The sequence below is a fragment of the Streptomyces sp. NPDC001889 genome (assembly GCF_053594535.1).
Genome location: NZ_JBSFER010000010.1, coordinates 46,385 through 64,183, shown reverse-complemented (window position 1 = coordinate 64,183; position 17,799 = coordinate 46,385). Strand labels below are relative to the sequence as shown.

Sequence of the window (17,799 nt, the reverse complement as noted above, 5' to 3'; positions counted from 1 at the left end):
GTATGATCATTCCCACGCGACGCGGGAGGAACGGACACCATGGTGCCCAGAGGAAGGCGCGACCGTAAGAAGAACGCGGACGGCGAGGAGGAAGAGGGCTGCTGCGCCACCACCCTCGACACGCTGAGCCACCCATGCTGCTGCGGCGGCGGCATCTCCGGCCAGATACACGCGCTCTTCGCCCTCCTCGGGCACCTGGCCCTGACCTCCGGCCACGGCACCGACCCCGCCGCGCCTCCTCCCGGCGGACGGATCGCCGCCGCGATGTACCGGTCCGTACGGCACTACCGCGTCACCATCAGCCCGAACCGACCCCCGTGCTGCCCCTACACCCCCAGCTGCTCCACCTACGCAGTGAAAGCGCTCCACCGACACGGCGCCCTCCGCGGCGGCCGGCTGATCCTGACACGTCTGCTGCGCTGCCGGCCCGCCGCCGTCCGGCGCCACGGCCGCCATGATCCGGTACCTCCGCTCCGCCGCTGACCATGCGCTCGGGCCGGGCCCCGCGGCCGACTGTGGGACGGCCGCGCGGGCACACCCCTCCGGCTGGTGGACCGGCCCGGCACGAAGCGGCTGGCGCGGCTCCAGAATCGCCGTAGCGCACTCCTCGCCCTGACGCAGGCGGGCGCAGGGGGTGAAAAGTGATCAGGGGCCTTGCCGTTCCAGGGGCGGGGTTGTCGGTGCTTGTTTCTATGCTCCGGGTATGAACGTAGATGATCTTCGGTGGCAGGAAGCGACGTACGGGGGGATTCCGCCGAGGATGGCGGACGATCTCGTCCGGCTCGGGCATCTGGATCTCGTGATCCAAGCGGCGAGCGAGCGGGGCGAGTGGTTCTGCGCGGTCGCGGCCGTCCGGGAGCTGCGCGCGGCTGGTGATCACGACCGGGCCTGGTCGGTGATCGAGCCGTTCGCCGCGACCGGCTGGAGACCCGCGCTGGCCGAGGCCGCCGAGGTCCGGCTCCGCATGAATCAGGTTCAGGAGGCCCTGGCCCTGGTCCGCCCGGACGAACCGGTGACGCAGGGGCGGCAGTGGAGGGACTACGCCCTGATACTGGCCCGGTCCGGACGGGTGGTCGACGCGATCGACCTCCTCGCCCCGCATCTCGGGGACGGATGGCTCCAGGCCACGGTGGTGGAGATGACCGAGGACCAGGACCGGGACGAGTGCGTCCTGGAGCTCCTCGCCCCCCTGGCACACACAGTCCGGCGGGCCAGGGCGGACGGCTCATGGAGCCATCCGGGGGAGGAGGCCCTGGAACTCCAGGCCCACGTTCTGGAGCGCGCGCGCCGCGCCGGCGAGGCGATCGACATGCTCGCCGCGGACGTGGCCACGGGCCGGTGCTCCAGCCAGAACACCGTCGAGTTCTACGCGCACCTGCTCGCGCGCCACGACCGGATGACGGAACTGCGCGAGCTGGCCACCGGCCCGCACGCGCCCGCCGCCCTGGAGCCGTACACCACGGCACTGGAAGAACGGGGCCGAGAAGCGGAGGCCGAAGCGGCCCTGCGTGAAATCATCGATGCCACCGACCACCCCAACCACCGCAGCACGCTCATGGCGCTGCTGGCCCGCCAGGGCCGGATCGACGAAGCTGTTGAGGCCGGAGCGCCCACCTTCGAGTACTACGACTGCGGCAACCACCTCCCCTGGGCCGTAAGCCTCCTGACCGAGGACGGACGGCCCGAACGGGCCCTGGAACTCCTCGACGAGCGCACCCCCGGATACCTCGCGGAGCACGCGTACTCGGTCCAGTCCATGAGACTGTCCCTGCTGTCGGAAGCCGGCCGCCACGAAGAGGCCCTTGCCCTGGCCAGGGCCCTGCCCGCGGAATCCCACCGCGACCGCGACACGGCGATCGCCCGGCTCCTGGAAGACGCCGGCCGACCTGACGAGGCCATCGCCCTGCTCCGTACGACCAGCGAGACCGCGGCGCCCCGGGCACTGGCGGAACTCCTCATCCGGCAGGGCAGGCCCGCCGCCGCCATCGCCGCCCTGCCCACCGTCACGGCCCAGCGCGAGAGGCTCGCCTCCCGCGCCCAGCACGACACCGAGCCACCCGACCTCTTCGGGTAGCGCCACCACGCCCCTCCCCCGCTGGCCGATACGATCGCCCCAGGCCCGGCCCAGGAGGAACGGATGCGCAGCATGCCCGTTGAGGACCCGCGGGGGCAGTTCGCTCAGTGGCTCGACAGATCCCGTCAGCGGCGGGTGGGCGATGAGAGCTGGGCATATCGCAGTTTTGCCGACCTGGTCGCCGAGCACGGCTCCTTCTTCAGCCCGGCACCCTGGCCTGCGGCGGAGGCGCATCCGAAGGCGGGGGGTCGCTGCTTCGCCGCAGCGAGCGAATGGTCGGACCGGACCGGCTGGACCTACGCGGAGGGGTACGCGATCGTCCCCTCCGAGGTGGACCCCTTCCCCGTCTTCGAGCACGCCTGGTGCCTGACTGGGGAAGGCGAGGTCGCCGACCCCGCCCTGCCGGACGGAATGGCCACAGGGTACTTCGGCATCCCCGTCAGCGAGCGCTTCCGCCGCGAGCAGCAGCACTCCCGCGCGACGAAGGCTGTCTTCACACAAGACCCGTCCAACCCGCTCGCCGGCGTCAACAAGTTGATCTTCCGCACAGGGCTGCCCCGCCATGCACTGGCCACCGGCGCCGTCAGGATAAGACGAGGCAGCGAGACATTCCCCCGGCTCTGACGTGCCACGCGCTCACCGGTGTCCGGTCGCGCGGAGACAGCGTTCGCCGCCGGTCGGTGAACCTGGCCCTGGCTCAAGGGCGGGTCGGGAACCGTCCCGCTTACACGCTGCGGCAGCCGCCGCACCCGGAAGGAACCCGGGGCGCAGCCCACGCCCATCACGGCACTCCCTGCACCCCGGTCACCGTACTGGCGCCGCCGCCCGGCACCCCTGCACAGTGCCGCTCGAAGGGCGGCCGGCCCGACGGGTGAATCCAGGAGATCCAGCCGAGCTGAGCGGGTCGGATGATTCCCGGCCCTCAGCGGGCGCGCGCCTGATCTGACCAGTGCGAGAGGCACGGCTCCCGTGCCCCGCGAACGCCGTCCGCCGAACCCGTGCCAGCGTGCTGGAGCCGCTCGGACGGGAGGAGAACTGCGAGGAAGGCGATCCCGGCGAGGTGAGCGGCGCCCGCCGGTCCGCCGGTCCGGCCGGCAGAGAACCGGCTACACGGCGGCGGGGAGACGGTGGCGCCACTGCTCCAGAGTGTCGGCGGCCTGGCGCAGGCCGGCGACGAGCTCGTCGAGCTGCCCGGCGTCGGTGACCGGGACGTAGTCCGGTGCGGCCAGGCCCTCCCGGTCCTCCAGGGCCAGATCCACCCGGGCCGCGGGGCGCTCCCTGTCGTGGGAGCAGTAGTCCTCGTCGGCCATGGTGGCCAGGGTCAGCCGCAGGTGTTCGCCGTTGACGAGCGGGGGCAGCGCCACGGTGACCGACTCGGAGGTGTGAGAGACCGACTGGTCCGCAGGGTCCTCCTCGTCGTGGACGGAGGCGCACCAGTCGGGGCAAGCAGCCCCTGTTACCGTTTTCTTCCATTCATTCGGGTTCATGGCCTGAATTATTTCATGTGCCTTATGTGATCTTCTGGGTGGTGAGTTCCGGGAAGACGCCGGTGAGGAGGCCGCCGATGAGCGCAGACCCAGCGGACGGGCCCCCGGTCCGGTCCGCGCCCCCGGACTCTCCGTACGCGGGACGCACTCCCTGGTTCCACGTCACGGTCCGCTTCGGTTCCGCCGGGCGCACGGTCACGGGCAGCTGGCGGGACCCTGGGACAGCGGAAGCCGCCTACCTTGCCTGGGTGGGCTCGCACGGCCAGCTCACCGGGGTCCGAATCATGCTGGACAGGGAAGACGGCGGATGGCTGTGGCTCCAGCGGGCCTGGACCGCAGAGTCGGGGGAACTGTCCCTCCCGAGTCCCGGCGACGACGGCACAGGCCCCGCTTCTCCGGCAGCGCCGGGGACAGCCGGTAACTGACGCCCGCGCGGCCGTCCTCGCCGCAGGGCCGCTCTCGGGCCGTCTGCGGTACTGCTCGGCCCGCGCCCCGGGACCTGCGGCCGGGCAGGTGTGCGCGGGCACACGTGTACCGCGTTGCTGGACCGGATCCCGGACACTTCCGTGATCCCCCGGGCCCGTTATGCCGATCGGTCACTGCGTACACCCAGCCAAGGCGCACGCTCCCCGACTGGAGGCCGGGCGTGGAGTTCATCAGGGTGACGCTCTCGCAACGACGGCCCGGTCCAGTGCGTGACGGTCCCGTCAGCCGGGCCATCTCCTCTTGCGAGTCCCACCGAGAGGCTGGCTCAGGCGCTGCCTCCGTCCCGTGACCGGGCGAGTTGCCCGGTCACGGTCCGCGCCAGGGCGAAGGCAGCGGCCGACGCCCGGGGCGAGGGCGCCGACAGGAGGGCCGGGTCGTGCCACAGGCCGGCCCACTCCGTCAGATGGGGCAGCACTTCGAGTCCGGTCAGGCCGTGCCCGGTGATGGCTGAGGCGGTGTCGCTGAGGGTGCCGGCGTCAATGTCACGGCGGGCGCGGACCAGCACCCCGAGTACCGGCATCGAGGCCGGCGGCAGGCCGCGCATGTCGAGGGTCAGGTCCCTCGCGATGTCGGCCCCGGGGCGGGGGATCTCCACCCTCTCGACGAGGTCCCTGAAAGGTTCCAGCAGATCTTCGTCGCGGGCGAACGCCGCCGCCCACTGCGCCTTGTGTTCCTCCCACACGGGCCTGCCCCACGTCTCCACGGCCTGCGGCTCGATGGCGCTGAGGTACTCCTGGAGCTCCTGGAGCCATTCGGCCTCGCTCCTCTCGCCCGGGGCGAGTCCTGCCAGCTGCCGCTGACGATGGCGTTCGGCCCAGCCGGCGGCCGCGCGTGCCCAGTGCTCCGGATGCTCCTTCACACCGTGGGGATCGAGGAAGCGGATGAAGTCCGAGCGCCACGAGTCGATTTCTCCGCTGTCCGGCCCGGCGGGCACGGTGACCGCCTTCTCACCGTCGTCCTCTTCCACGCCGTGGGATTCAAGGGAGCGGATGAAGTCCGAGCGCCACGAGTCGATTCCTCCGCTGTCCGGCGCGGCGGGCACGGTGTCCGCCTTCTCACCGTCGCCCTCTTCTCCGTCGTCCCAGTCGTCGTACAAAGGGGAGCCGAGGACGAGATCGAAGTCGCCCCACCATTCCGCAGCCGCCTCCGGGTCGGACACGTCGTACACCGACGTGTCCCCGTCCTCGGTCCGCGCGGACACGTACACGTCGAACATGGAGTCGAGGAAGGTCAGCAGCCGTTCGGCAGGTTCCCTCGGCGGACTCGGGTGCGCCGCGAACCGGTTTTCCAGCCACTGCCACATCCGCACATGCTCCGGGCGCCGGTCCGTGATCCGGGTCTCCGTCCACAGCGACCGGCGGCCCATGACCTGTTCGGGAATGACCGCGAGGATCAGGTCGCCTTCACCGACCAGCTGGTGCTGCTGAAATCCCGGGTCGAGGACGACGACGTCGTAGTCCCCCTGCCGGGCACGGGCGATCATCTCCCTCGCCTCTTGCGGATCCGGGGGGAGAGCGCCGACGTCCATCGTTCCCCGGTCGGCGAAGCCCGGCTTCGCCGCGCCGCCGAACATCTCCATCACACTGGCGCGATCGCCGGTGCCCAGGACCAGGACCTGGTTGCCCGACCGGGCCAGCGCCGCCGCCAGAACCAGAGCCGTCGTCGTGCAGCCCTCACCACCACGCCCTGAAACCGATGCCACCGACACCACACCGCCGCCCGAGGTGCGCGCGGCTCCCGCCGCCCGGGGCCGGATGCGGTCCGGTCCGGGCCCCTCCAGCTCCTCGGCCGCGGGAGGGCGCGTACTCCAGTCGGGCAGCTGCTCCAGGAACAGGCCCGACCGTCGAAGGGCCCGGCTCCACAGCGCGGACTCACCGTCAGCGAGGTCGCGCATCGACTGCTCGAAGGAGGGTCCCTCCAGCTCGTGGGGGACGGGGTCGTGCCACAACGGCCGACCGCCCGCGGCGGCGGCCCAGACCGCCGCCGCATCAAGATCCTCTTGCCCGGCTCGCTCCGCCCGCGCACGGGCGGTTCGGCCTTCTCCTTCGCTGTGCCGGACACGGACCGTGATCCGCGTCGACCGGCCGATCAGCCCGAGCGCGAGATCCTCGTCCACGCGTACCCACGGCCGCAGCCACGGCACCCCCGACAGCAACCCGCCGGTCTGCGCTGGCAACAGCCGTCCGAGCAGGAGCGGCAGATCGTCGCTCTTGCACCACAGGGTCAGCCCGCTCACGCCCGGCGACACGGCGGCGACCCCGAACAGCGTGCCCGGGGAGGCCGCGGTCTCCGGCCCAAGCCGCGGGCGGATCAGCGCCCGGAGAATGCCGGCCTCCAGGTATTCCTGCGCCCAGTCCGCGGCATCCGGCACCAAACCCTGGTGCAGACCGTGGCTCCGGTACCACTCCACCGCACTCGCACGAGGCTCACCCGTGTACTTCTGGCGCAGACGGGCAACGTCACGATCGGTCGCCATGGCAATCCATTCCGCAGCGCGACTCCCCGGACCGGCGCGCCGACAGACGCAATGAAGACCAGATCGACTGACGTCGCGATTCGCGTCTTTCCGCCAGGCGCACGCGCGGGTCCGGGCCGCGCCATGCAGGCAGGGGCAGCAGTGTCTGCCGCGGGACACGATACCGATGTCCGCGCGGAGCGGTGCGGCGGACTCACTGCGGTTCTTAGTCGGAGGGCGCTCCGGCACGAAGGGCTGGCGGTGTCACCGGAGGCTGTCGCCCTGGACCGCGCTTCATGCGGCTGCGCCGCTCCGGCGGCGCGGCCTGGCCGCCGCCTCCCGCTCTGCCTGTCTGAAAGCGGTCCGGGAGGCGGCCTGCCGGCGTGCAAAGGGACTGCGGGTCCCGGGGTGTAGTAGGCGCACGCCTCCGACAACGGTCGCCGTGTCTTCCCGGCCCGGCTCGTGCCGGGAAGACCGGCGGACCTGCGGTCCTGCTGATCACCCCATCCGGGCGGGCTTGATGATTCCGGGCCCCCAGCGGGAGCGCGCCCGGTCGGCCACTTCCTCCAGACGGCGGCCGTTCTCGACGGTCCGGTCGAACGTCAGCTGCGCCGCCGTGGCCGCCGTTGGCCGGATGGCTTCGGCCCGCAGCGCGATGCCTCTCACTCTGGCCCTCTGCAGGCTCAGGGATTCGTAGATTCCGTACGCGGTGTGGGCCAGCAGCGGGGCGTGCGCCGTCGGCTCTTCCAGGGTCCGGCCGCGCGCTGTGGAACTGCCGTCGGCGTACCGGACGGTGAGCTCGATCCGCCCGGTGGCCTGCTGTTCGGTGCGCAGCCGCCAGGCCACCTGCTCGACGAGTCCGCGCACCGCACGCCGGTGACGGGAGGGGTCGAGCTCGTCACGGGGGAAGTCGTGGCGCTCGGTGGCGGAGAGAGGCGGAGCGGCCGGGGTCACCGGACGGTGGTCGATCCCGTGCGAGCGCTCGTGAACCAGACGACCCTGCACCCGGCCGAGGATCCGCTGAAGGGTGCCGACCGGGGTGTCTGCAACGGCGCCGATCGTGTGCAGCCCGTACTGCGACAGGGTGCGTACGGTCGCCGGGCCCGCCCCGTACAGGAAGCCGACCGGGCGGGGACGCAGTAAACCGTCCACCGCCCCGGGGGCCAGGTGGACGATCCGGCCGGGCGGTGCGGCGGCGCACGCCATCGCCGCGACCGCCCTGCAGTCCGCGGAACCGATCGACGTGTCCACGCCATGCAACGCGAGCGTACGCATCCGAACCAGATGAGCGAGCCCGTACGCGTCCTGCCCGAAGTAGGCCAGGGCGCCGGAGACATCGGCGTCCGCGTCGGTCGGAGGCAGGGCCTCGACACGGGGAGAGATCCCGTGCAGAACCCCGAGCAACTGCGCGTACAGCTCAGGATCCGCCGTCCGAAGGCCGTGGAAGTGGACCCGCAGAACACACCGGACGCGATCAGTCACGGTTGCTCGCCATCTGTTCCGGTGGGGTGCTGCTGGGCCAGAGCGCGGAGCCGCAGTCGCTGAGAGGCGGCGGCACCGGTTGACAGGGAGCTCCAGTGAGGGTGCCAGTGAAGGCGTACGGACAGGAGCAGCAGCCGGCGCCGCAGAGCCGACCGGCCTGTCGGCCCGGGCGCGGCGAGCGCGGCGTACGTGCGGTCCCAGGCCGTCTGGAGCTGGACGAGGTCACGGGGAAGCGGAGCGGGCATGACGTCAGTGAAACACGTGTTCGAATATATGCACGAACAAGGGCCCGGTCGGGGCATCGGCGCCGTGCCGGCCGGGCGGCCCGGTTGCTGATGCCGCGCCTCACCGCCACAGGACACCCCGCCCGGTCGGGGAGCGGTCCGCGGTGCCCTCTGAGACCGGGGTGCCGACCGTGCGCACGGAGCGGACAGTGGAGGTGTGGATGTGGAGGAGGCGGCCGGCGCGCTGTACGCGCTGCGCCCGGACGAATTCATCGCCGAGCGGGCCGTGTACGCCGCCCGCGCCCGCCGGGAGGGCGACCGGGAGGCGGCGCGGCGGATCGCCGGCTTGCGGAAACCGGTGCTCGCGGCCTGGTCGGCGAACCTTCTCGCCCGCGACGATCTTGATGCGACCGAGCGGTTCCTGACGCTGGGAGTAGACCTGCGCGAGGCGCAGCGAGGACTGGACGGAGCGGCACTGCGGGAGCTGGGGCACGACCGTCACCAGGTCGTCGCGGCCCTGGCCCGCCGGGCCGCCGACCTCGCCCGCGATGCCGGAGTACCGATCGCGGAAACGGTCCGGCACGACGTGGAGAAGACGCTCCACGTCGTGCTCGCCGACCCGGAGACGGCAGCCCGGTGGGCCGCAGGACGGCTGGTCACCGTCCCAGAGACCGCCGACGGCTTCGGCGGCATCGACCCCGCGTCGGCCGGACGGCGGCGGAACCAGTTCTCCGCCCCGGAACCGGACGAGCCGGGAACGGCCCGCGCGGCGAAGGAGCGCCAGGAGGACGCGGCGCGGCACGCGTCGGCCGAGGCGCAGGCGCAGGCGGAGGCCGGGCGCCGGGAGGAGGCACTGGAGCTCGCGCGGGCCGAACGCACCCGGGCGGAGGCCGCCGAGACGGCGGCCTCCGTCCGGGTGAGGGACCTGGAGGAGGAGCTCCGCCTGGCCCGGCATGAACAGCGCACGGCCCGGGCTGCCGCCGAAGGGGCGGTCACCGCGGAGCGGGAAGCCGGTGCGGAGGCGGACCGTGCCCGCCGCGCCGCGCGTTCGGCCGGTCGCCGCGGTCATCCTGCCGGATGAACTGCACCGTCCTTCCGGCCCTCTCCATCTCTGTGCGTTGGTCCGGTGCCCCGGACAGGGCGGCGGGCGGTGAGGCTCCGGTCCTCGCCCGGACCGCCGCAGAGCGTCTTCCGGCCGCGGGATCAGGCAGTGCCGGCGGGGAGGTCGCGGAAACGGGCCCGGGCGAGTTCCACGCTCACCCGCACGGTTCCTGTGCGGCCGTGCCGGCTGAGGGGGACGTGCAGTTCGGCGTCCTGGACGGCCGGCTCGGGAAGCCCGTACCGCGGGAACAGATGCGCGGGGTACTGGTCGGGGTCGGGCGAGCGGTCGTACCGTCCGGTCTGGTGGCGTGGGTCGTAGTAGGCGGGCCGGTGCAGCATGATCACGGTCTCGGCGTGCGCGAGGAGCGCCTGCTCGTGCCACATGTCCGTGAGCCGGGGCCGGGGGTCGTCGCGATGGAGCGGGGCGCGCGTGAGCTGCTCCACGACGACGACGGCCGCCTCCAGGCGCCCGGCGAGTTCATGGAGCCCGGCGACGATGCGGGCCATCTCCGCCTCCCGTCCGGCGGTCGGGGTCCGTACGTCCTGCTCCACCAGGCCGAGGTAGTCGACGACGAGGAGGTCCAGGCGGCCGTGCCGCTGGAGTGCGGGTTCGCAGGAGCGTTCGATGTCGGCGACGGTGGGTGTGCTGCTGTCGCCGCCGAGGAAGAGCGGGCGGCTGTGGGAGGAGAACGCGTGAATCCGCTCCTTCTCGGCGTCGTCCAGCTCGCGCCTGCGGACCTTCTCGGTGAGCAGGCCGGTCTCCGCGGAGATCAGCCGGTACAGGAGCTCGGCATTCGACATCTCCAGGGACGCGACCAGGGCCGGGCGGTCCTGACGGATGGCGCAGTCGGCGGCCAGGGACAGCGCGAGCATTGACTTCCCCATCGCCGTCCGCGCGGCGATCACCGTGAGCCGTCCGGGACGCAGCCCGCCGCCGAGGAGAGCGTCGAGGGCGGTGAGACCGGTCCGGACGCGAGGGCGGGATTCCTGCTGCTTGACGGCGCGCCGGTGGCTGCCCTCACCGGCACGGGTGCGGCGTCGGGCGTCAGCCTTGCGGGCGTGGTTTCGGACCACGGAGAGCTTCCGTTCCTGCGGCACGGCCCGTGGTCCGAACCGCCGTCGGTCGCCCAAAGGGCACACGGAAGAAGGGGGTTCCGCCGACGTTGATGCGCAGGCACCTGGGGCTCAACGCCCTCGTAGGCCACGGGACCGTGAAGGGCTCGCACGGGCCGACACCAGCAGCGGCCATCGCGCAGGATCCTATCGGAGACACCTGCCTGGCGAAGCCCACGCCGGGCTCGCCGTCCCGCTGTGCCGATCCGGCCCGGGGCCCCGCTCGTCGCGGAGCCTCGCGCCGGGACGAGTATGACGACGCCCGCGTACGGCACGGCGAGCGCCGGGCCCGGTTCCGTGCCTCAGGCGGACACCGGAGCGGGCAGGTGCTCCGCCGGGCCGGCCAGGGGCCAGGCATCGTCCGGGTCCCCCACGGTCCAGACCCGGTGACCGCCGTCGGGGCCGACGGACATCCGGAAGTCCTCGCACGCGGGCCGGCCTGTGTTGGTCCACCAGGTATGGGCGTCCTCGATCTCCTGCCACAGCGCCCGCGGCCCTGCTTCGAAGACGCTGCGGGGGCCGTTGCAGAACGCCACCGCGCGGGACCCGGAACCGTCCCATACCCGGACCCGCAGGGTCTCGTGCCGCTCACCGCCGTCGTACGTCCACCGCTGGCATACATCCGGCAACCGCATCCCGATCGCGTACTGGGCCGCGACGTCCCGGGCCACCACCACGGGGTCGATGACCGAGGCCCGCACCCGAGGTGTCTCCGCGGTCGCGGGCCACAACGGCGGCCGCTCGGCGCGCATCCACATGAACGCCACCCGCCCCACGAACGCCCCCTGCGCGCTGCGCCCGTCCTCGGCGACGGTGAGTCTGAGCAGCCCGTATCCGGCGAGCGGGGTGTGGAAGGGCGTGACGATGACCCCGCCGGGGGTCTGGGCGATCCACGCGGGTGGGATGCGGCGGACGGCGACGGTGGAGATGAACCGGTCGTACGGGGCCCGTGCGGCGTATCCCTCGCGGGCGTCGCCGGTGCGGACGTGGGGGTGGCGGCCTGCGGCGTGGAGGTGGATCTTCGCCTGCCGTGCGAGGTGCGGGTCGATCTCGATGGTGGTCACCGACCCGGGCCCGGCCAGGTGTTCCATGAGCGCTGCGGTCCACCCGGTGCCGGTACCGGCCTCGCACACCCGCATCCCGGGCTCTAGGTCGAGCGCGGCCAGCATCTCCGCGACCGCCCGGGGCGCGGAGGACGAGGACGTCATGTGGCCCGGGCCGCCTTCGCGGCCGTCGTCGATCTGTGTGACGACGTAGTCCGGGCCATCGGCAAGCCGCTGCCAGCGGGCAGGGTCCGTCGACCGCTCCACCCTCTCCCAAGCGGGTCCGGGGTCGCGGGTCCACAGAAGGTCCGGCAGGAACACGGAGCGAGGAAGATCCGTGAAGGCGGTGCGCCAGCGCGCGGGCAGGGCACCGGACTCCACGAAGTCCGCGACGAGATCGCCATACGGCACTGCTGCTACTCCGCGGAAGGGAGGGGGCCCGGGTCTTCGTCGGGCTTGTGCCCGTTCGGCGAGGGTTCCTGACCGGGCGTCTGAGGGATCTCCTCCGGGTCCTGCGGGCTCGGCCCCGACCCATTCCCACCAGCCATGCGAATGCCTCTTCTCGGTAGCCAGGCACGGGAGTTGACCCGGCCGGAGTTACACATGGTGCCCGTCTCGCGGCCTGCTGTCACTATCGCAGCCCGGCGGGGGCCTCGGTACCGGGATGGCCGGATCGGCCCGTCAGTGCCGGGGAACGCCACGAGCGGCGTCCTCGGAAGAGCGGGTACGGGCGAGACGCCGAGCAGCGCGGTGTCCGGAGGGTGGGCCCGGGACCGCAGGGGCCGGTATGGCATGTGAGCCCGGGGCCAGGGTGGATGGGGCCGGTCAGATGCCGGTGTCGTCGAAGAGGGGTGCGTTGTTCAGGGAAGCGGCCCTCTGGGCCACCCACCCGGAGCCGAACGCCGCGTCGTCGTGCACGGTGCGCACGTGGGTGAAGCCCTGGGCCCGGTAGTAGGCGTGCAGCGCGGTGTTGGTCGTCCAGGCGTCGAGGCGCAGCCAGTGTGCGCCGTCGCGTGCCGCGCGGTCGCCGCACCAATCGAGGATCCGGCTGCCGAGACCGGTGTGGAGTCCCGGGCCCGCCACGGTCAATTTGTGTATGTAGAGGGCTGGCTGCAGGGCTTCCTCGGGTCGCCACAGGGCGGGCTCGGCGCGGGTGTCCAGGGTGACGGTTGCGATGGCGTCCCGTGTCGTGTCGTGGTGGAAGAGGTAGACCTCCCCGGCGGTGATGCTCCGCCGGAGGAGGTCGTCGGGGTAGGGGGTCGACCACTGGTCGCTGCCGCGGGCGGCCAGCCATGCCGCGGCGTCGCTGCGGAACCGCCGCAGCCGTTCCGCGTTGGCGAGTGTGGCCCGGGTGACCTTCACTCGCAGGCCTCGGTCCCGGCCGGCGCGCGGTGCCGCTCGTACACCACCGTGTTCCGCGGCCCCGGCAGTGTCAGCACGGTGACCTGTACCGGTGAGCCGCTGGCGTCGAAGCCGGTGCTGGTGAGCTCGATGGCCTGGACGGATCCGCCGGCTCCCAGCCCGAGGCGCGTGTTCTCCGTGTCGGTGGTGTTGCGGGGGCGCATCTCGTCGACCGCCCGGACGAGTTCGTGCCCGAGTTCGGCGAGCACCCGGTTCGTACCGCGCGGCACGTTGCCCGGCAGTAGCCAGTCGGTGCCGTCGACGAGCCGCAGGGATACGTAGGAGTCGTCGGTGTGGGCCGGTACTCCGTCGACGATGCTGGTGCGCCGGCGTACGGCGACGTGCTCGCCGGGGCGCAGGCCCAGTCTGTGGCGGACGCGGTCGTCGGCCGGCTCGACGGTGACGTCGTCTATGCGGGAGACGCCTTTGCGGGTGGCCGCTTCCACCAGCCGGGTGAGCACGTCGGCGTCCGGGCCGGTCTGTGCCGCGAACTCCTGTTGGGGGGCGAAGGCGAGAGGCGCCCAGTCGCGGACCAGCGCGCCGCGAGTCCCTGGGCGGGTCTCGACGAGGCCTTCGCTGCGCAGCCGGGCGATGACCTGGTTCATGGCCTGCCGGCTGAGTCCGTACTGGGTGCCGAGGGTGCCGGCCGGCGGCAGTTTGCCCTGCGGGTCGCCGGGGCGCCGGAAGTCGCCGGCGAGGATCCGGGTGCGCAGATCACCGGCGGTGGATTCCACCGTCCACCTGCTGTCCGCGTCCTTCGGACTCCTGGTCGTCATGGGCGCACCCTACAACCTGACACGTCAGGTTGAGACCTCGGGTCGGCGGTGTGTTGCCAGGGGCTAAACGGCTATATGTCCCACTTAGCCTTAGATGGTTCTGCATCCTTTGTAGAACCTGACATGTCAGGTCTCTTGACGCGCCGCGCGCCGCACTCTACGGTCATGATCGATCAACCTGACATGTCAGGTTGATCGGGGGTGAGTGATTCACCCCGTACTGCCCCGGTAAGCCGCCTGCTGCTTCGGCAGTTTCTCGATCATCAGTTCGCCTGCTGCTCGCCGGGGCTGCTCCCGGAGCATCTCCGCCTCGCAGGGGAGAGCGACGGAGCAACCGTTCCACGCCAACTGCACAGAGTGATCCACCGCGTCATGACGGCCGTGTCCACTCCGGCCGAGCGTGTGGAGACCAGCCGGCCGAGAACGGGCTCCGCCCACGACGTATCGCGCAGCCGGCTTCAGAGAACGACGCGGCAGACCTTCCACCGCCACGACCACCCAGGACTGACCTCCCCGGGCGAGAGCGGTCCGCGTCGACTGAGGTCAAGCGCGCTGGAAACGCGCACCCGTTACCAGTCACCGCGATCGTCGGCGCCCCCGTTCTTCCTCTGGAGCGCCGACGGTCGCGGCCGCTCGTGACACGCCGAGCCCGGCCCCGGTCCGCCCGTCCCCGACGACGGCGCCCGTCGTCGTCTCGGTCCGGCCTGCCCGACACCATCACATCCCCTTTGGAGGACACATGGACTGGCGTCATCACGCCGTTTGCCGCGAGGAGGAACCCGACCTGTTCTTCCCGATCGGGACCACCGGCCCCGCAGTGCTGCAGGTCGAGGAGGCGAAGGCCGTCTGCAACCGTTGCCCCGTCCGGGACCGCTGCCGGGACTGGGCCTTCGAGTCCGGCCAGGACCACGGCGTGTGGGGCGGGCTCGGAGAGGAAGAGCGCCGTGCGATGAAGCGCCGCGAGGCTCGCAAGCGGGCCCGCGCCGCAAGCACCTGAACCAGCCGGTGCGCCGGACCCGCTGACCCCGCAGGGTGCCGGTCTCGGCAGCGTCACCGCCGTGACCGTCGAGCGGCCCGCCGGCCGAGGCTGGACATCGCCAGCCACGTACGCCCACCGGAAGCACGGCGCAGCCGCCCACCCGCCAACTCGCCCATGTCAGGAGTTGATCGCGTGCACACCACCATGCCCGGCCCCGCACTCGCACGACTGGCCGAGGCCGCCGGGACCGGCACCCCGCCGTCCCGCTCCGTCCGGCTGCTGACCGCCGGGAGAATCACCGCAGGCCGTCTGACCCTCTACCGCCTCGACGAAGCCGGCACCCGCATCGCGCTCACGCCGGAGGAGGTGACGGCCCTGCTCGCCCAGCCCCGTCCACGCCGCCGGTGCCGCGCCGTCGCCGAGCCCACTGCCGTCGCCCGGCTCCTCGGCCACGACTCTGGCGCGCCGCCCGGCGCGGAGCAGACCGTACTTCCGATGCCCTGAACGACCGGCCGGACACTCCGGCCACCGGCGCGGGCCGGACCCTCCAACGGGTCCGGCCCGCACCCTGTACGAGAGGAGCCGCGGCGTGTCACGTCGCAAGAACAAGATGCGGCGCCGCCCCGCCTCCGTCCCGGAGCCGATCGAGATGATCACGCCGCCTCCCGCCAGCAGTTCCGGCACCGCGGACGACCGCTGCGCCCGGGGGCTGCTGCACGCCCGCCTGGCCGCCGCGGCGCGCACCCGCGCCGCGCGGCTCGCCGCCGACCAGATGACCGGCGACGCCACGCGAGCCGTCGGTGAGCTCTTGGACCAGGCCGCCGCAGACGCCGAACAGCGCCTGGCCGCCGCGCGGGCCGGCGCCGCTCAGACGGCGAACACCGCGCGCCGTGAAGCCGACGAACTGCTCAACGCCGCCCGTGAGCAGGCGGACGATCTGATCGCCCGGGCCCGCGGATGCGCGGAACAGCAGACCGCTGATGCCGAACGCGAGCTCGCTCAGGCCTCGGCCGGCGCCCAGCGGCTGCGGCGCGAGGCCGCGTCCGACGCCGACCGCATCCGTGCCCTGGCCCAGGACGCTCTCGACGACGCGGAGCGCGAGCTGGCGGCGGCGACGGAATCCGCCCAGCGGCTGCGGCAGCGCGCCGACACGGAAGCCCTCCAGCTCCTGGACCGGGCCCGCGAGGACGGCCAGACCGTGACCGGGAAGGCGGAGGCGGACGCCGAGCGCATCACCGCCGCCGCCCGGCGCCGTGCCGAAGAGGCCCTGGAGGAAGCGCGACAGACCCGCGCCCGGGCGGACGAGGAGGCCCTGCGCACGACCACGGCCGCCGAACACACCGCTCAGCAGGTTCTGGAACGGGCCGCGGAACGCGAGCAGGCGGCGGCCGAGAGCGCCGCGGAGGCCGAGCAGAAACGTCTCTCCGCCGACGACCGCTGGCGCAGGGCGCTGTCGGGAACCGAACGGCGGCTCGCCCGCCGCCGGCTCCGCCACGACGACCGCCGTCAGCGCCGCGAGGAGGCGGCCCGGATGCGCGAGGCGTCCCGCCTCCGGAAGCTGGAGCGCCGGGCGACCCGCCCCACTTTGGGCAGCAGGCTCGCCCGGGCGGGGGCATGGAGCCGGACGGCCACGCGGCATCAGGCCCGCCGGATCCTGGTCGCCGGCCCGATCCTCGCCCCGATGGCCGTCGCCTGGTGGTCCCAGACCACCTACGCCCGTGACGCGTTCGGCTGGTGGACCGTCTTCGCGCTGGGCTTCGCCGCTGCCTGGGAGCTGAGCACCGCGTTCACGGGCTGGATGTACCACCAGGCCCGCCGCAACGGCGACTCCGGCTGGCTGTACCGGGTTATGACCTGGGTGTTCGCGAGCGGCGCGGCGGCGATGAACTACGCCCACCACTGCGCGCCCGGCGGCCGGCCCACGCAGGCGGCGGTTGCGTTCGCCACCATGAGCGTCGTCGGAATGATCTTGTGGGAGCTGTACGCTCTGCTGCTGCACCGTCAGTACCTGCGCGAGCAGGGGATGCTGCCCAGGCCGCGCCCGCGGGTGGGCATGGTCCGCTGGTTCCGCTACCCGGTCCAGTCCTGGACCGCCTGGTCGTTGATGATCACCGACAGCAGCCTCACCACCCTCGACACGGCATGGGCCGCCGCCGGCGCCCAGCTGTGGGTCCGGTCCACCGCCCGGACCGCGCAGCGGGCGGACCGGTCCGCCCTGCGGTCCGGCCTGGCCCTCCACCGCGTGGTCGTTCCCCGGGTCCGGTCCGCGGACCACGGTCCGGCGGCCGTGCCCGTTGTCCGGACCGCGAACCGGACCGGACCGGAGCGCACCCGGTCCGCACGACCGGTCCGCGGACCGGACCCGAAGGGCCCCGGGTCCGGTCCGGTGAAGTCCGGTCCGCTCCTGCGGTCCGGCAGCGGTCCGGCACCGGACCGCACGGCGGAAGAGGACCTCGCGGCCCGGCCCGGTCCGGCAGCGGTCCGGACCGGGCCTCCGCACGGGGCTCCCGGCGAGCGGACCGGTCTCCCGGACCGCACCGTTCCTCCCGCACGGTCCGGACCGGACCGCTTCCCCGGACCCGGCGGTCCGCGTGGACCGGCGCCGGTCCGCACGGTTCCCGGCCTGCCGGACCGGACCCCGGGATCGCAGCCCGGTCCGGACCGGCCGGTCCACCACGGTGGTCCGGTCCACCCGGCCCCCGTTCCGGACCGGACCGGACCGCCCGAGGACCGGCTGGTCCTCACCGCGACCGAGCAGACGGCGGTGGACCGGCTCAGGGCCCGCCGGACGAACCTGAGCAAGCGGAACATCGCCCACGCGGTCCGCGAAACGGGCGGGTCTATCTCCTCGGACCGGGCCCGGCTGATCGCGGCCGCGCTCAAGTAGCCGCCCCGGGCCGGAAACGACGACCGGCCCCAGACGGAAGGACCCGGCTGTCCAGAGCCGCCTAGGCGACCCTGGACAGCCCCTTCCCGCCCCTGCCCGGAGGAACCTGCCCCGCGTAAACACGCAGCTGAAAGGCGTGTAGGCGGCTTGTAGGCGCTCTTCCCGAGGGCGCCCCGCCCCCGGGGGAGGGGCGCGGGCCCGGATGGGCCCCGGGGGCGCGCCCCCCGTCTCTCGTGCCCGCGACCACAGAGCACCCCAAGCGAATGCCCCGCCGGACAGCCCGCGGACCCA

Annotated in this window: 15 protein-coding genes; 7 read left to right on the top strand and 8 right to left on the bottom strand. The window is 72.8% G+C overall.

Translation table 11 applies throughout. From position 1 onward, the window contains the following. Positions 1-39: 39 nt before the first annotated feature. From yidD to ACWCRA_RS13140, 3 genes are all read left to right on the top strand, one after another. Positions 40-483 (top strand): membrane protein insertion efficiency factor YidD, encoded by a 444-nt coding sequence (gene yidD / locus ACWCRA_RS13150; protein WP_451067499.1) that lies wholly within the window; start codon positions 40-42, stop codon positions 481-483. Between the two features lie 220 nt (positions 484-703). After that, positions 704-2,074, top strand: coding sequence for a tetratricopeptide repeat protein (locus ACWCRA_RS13145; RefSeq protein ID WP_451067498.1), 1,371 nt, complete (start codon positions 704-706; stop codon positions 2,072-2,074). 72 nt (positions 2,075-2,146) lie between these two features. Then, positions 2,147-2,698, top strand: coding sequence for a hypothetical protein (locus ACWCRA_RS13140; protein ID WP_451067497.1), 552 nt, complete (start codon positions 2,147-2,149; stop codon positions 2,696-2,698). A 482-nt stretch (positions 2,699-3,180) separates the two neighbouring features. Here ACWCRA_RS13140 and ACWCRA_RS13135 read toward each other — a convergent pair whose 3' ends face one another. The 4 genes from ACWCRA_RS13135 to ACWCRA_RS13120 form a co-directional block, all read right to left on the bottom strand. Further along, positions 3,181-3,561, bottom strand: a complete 381-nt coding sequence (locus ACWCRA_RS13135; RefSeq protein ID WP_451067496.1) for a DUF6907 domain-containing protein — start codon at positions 3,559-3,561, stop codon at positions 3,181-3,183. Between the two features lie 751 nt (positions 3,562-4,312). Continuing rightward, positions 4,313-6,523 carry a hypothetical protein gene (locus ACWCRA_RS13130; protein WP_451067495.1) on the bottom strand — a complete coding sequence of 737 codons (2,211 nt, stop codon included), beginning with the start codon at positions 6,521-6,523 and terminating at the stop codon, positions 4,313-4,315. A 477-nt stretch (positions 6,524-7,000) separates the two neighbouring features. Then, positions 7,001-7,984, bottom strand: coding sequence for a DNA polymerase Y family protein (locus tag ACWCRA_RS13125; RefSeq protein WP_451067494.1), 984 nt, complete (start codon positions 7,982-7,984; stop codon positions 7,001-7,003). Beyond that, positions 7,981-8,229, bottom strand: coding sequence for a hypothetical protein (locus ACWCRA_RS13120; protein ID WP_451067493.1), 249 nt, complete (start codon positions 8,227-8,229; stop codon positions 7,981-7,983). Before ACWCRA_RS13120 ends, ACWCRA_RS13125 begins: the two co-directional genes overlap by 4 nt. A 196-nt stretch (positions 8,230-8,425) precedes the next feature. On the opposite strand from ACWCRA_RS13120, the gene ACWCRA_RS13115 reads away from it, so the two are divergent. Further along, complete coding sequence (locus tag ACWCRA_RS13115) at positions 8,426-9,289, top strand: hypothetical protein (RefSeq protein ID WP_451067492.1); 864 nt, start codon at positions 8,426-8,428, stop codon at positions 9,287-9,289. 122 nt (positions 9,290-9,411) lie between these two features. On the opposite strand, the gene ACWCRA_RS13110 is transcribed toward ACWCRA_RS13115, so the two are convergent. The 4 genes from ACWCRA_RS13110 to ACWCRA_RS13095 all read right to left on the bottom strand — a co-directional run bounded on the left by ACWCRA_RS13110 (position 9,412) and on the right by ACWCRA_RS13095 (position 13,642). Then, the gene (locus tag ACWCRA_RS13110; protein WP_451067491.1) at positions 9,412-10,383 is read right to left on the bottom strand and encodes a DnaB-like helicase C-terminal domain-containing protein; all 972 of its coding nucleotides are present in this window, start codon (positions 10,381-10,383) and stop codon (positions 9,412-9,414) included. A gap of 341 nt (positions 10,384-10,724) precedes the next feature. After that, a complete protein-coding gene (locus ACWCRA_RS13105) occupies positions 10,725-11,876 on the bottom strand; it encodes a protein-L-isoaspartate O-methyltransferase family protein (RefSeq protein ID WP_451067490.1) in 1,152 nt (383 codons plus the stop codon). Positions 11,877-12,290: 414 nt separating this feature from the next. Beyond that, positions 12,291-12,827 carry a GNAT family N-acetyltransferase gene (locus ACWCRA_RS13100; RefSeq protein WP_451067489.1) on the bottom strand — a complete coding sequence of 179 codons (537 nt, stop codon included), beginning with the start codon at positions 12,825-12,827 and terminating at the stop codon, positions 12,291-12,293. Next, positions 12,824-13,642, bottom strand: a complete 819-nt coding sequence (locus ACWCRA_RS13095; RefSeq protein ID WP_451067488.1) for a GntR family transcriptional regulator — start codon at positions 13,640-13,642, stop codon at positions 12,824-12,826. Before ACWCRA_RS13095 ends, ACWCRA_RS13100 begins: the two co-directional genes overlap by 4 nt. Positions 13,643-14,381: 739 nt before the next feature. Between ACWCRA_RS13095 and ACWCRA_RS13090 the strand changes: the two genes are divergently transcribed. From ACWCRA_RS13090 to ACWCRA_RS13080, 3 genes are all read left to right on the top strand, one after another. Further along, on the top strand, positions 14,382-14,639 hold the full coding sequence (locus tag ACWCRA_RS13090; RefSeq protein WP_451067487.1) for a WhiB family transcriptional regulator: 258 nt from the start codon (positions 14,382-14,384) through the stop codon (positions 14,637-14,639). Between the two features lie 174 nt (positions 14,640-14,813). Next, positions 14,814-15,125: a hypothetical protein gene (locus tag ACWCRA_RS13085; RefSeq protein ID WP_451067486.1), complete on the top strand. Its 312-nt coding sequence runs from the start codon at positions 14,814-14,816 to the stop codon at positions 15,123-15,125. A gap of 85 nt (positions 15,126-15,210) precedes the next feature. After that, positions 15,211-17,508 (top strand): hypothetical protein, encoded by a 2,298-nt coding sequence (locus tag ACWCRA_RS13080; protein ID WP_451067485.1) that lies wholly within the window; start codon positions 15,211-15,213, stop codon positions 17,506-17,508. Positions 17,509-17,799 lie beyond the last annotated feature (291 nt).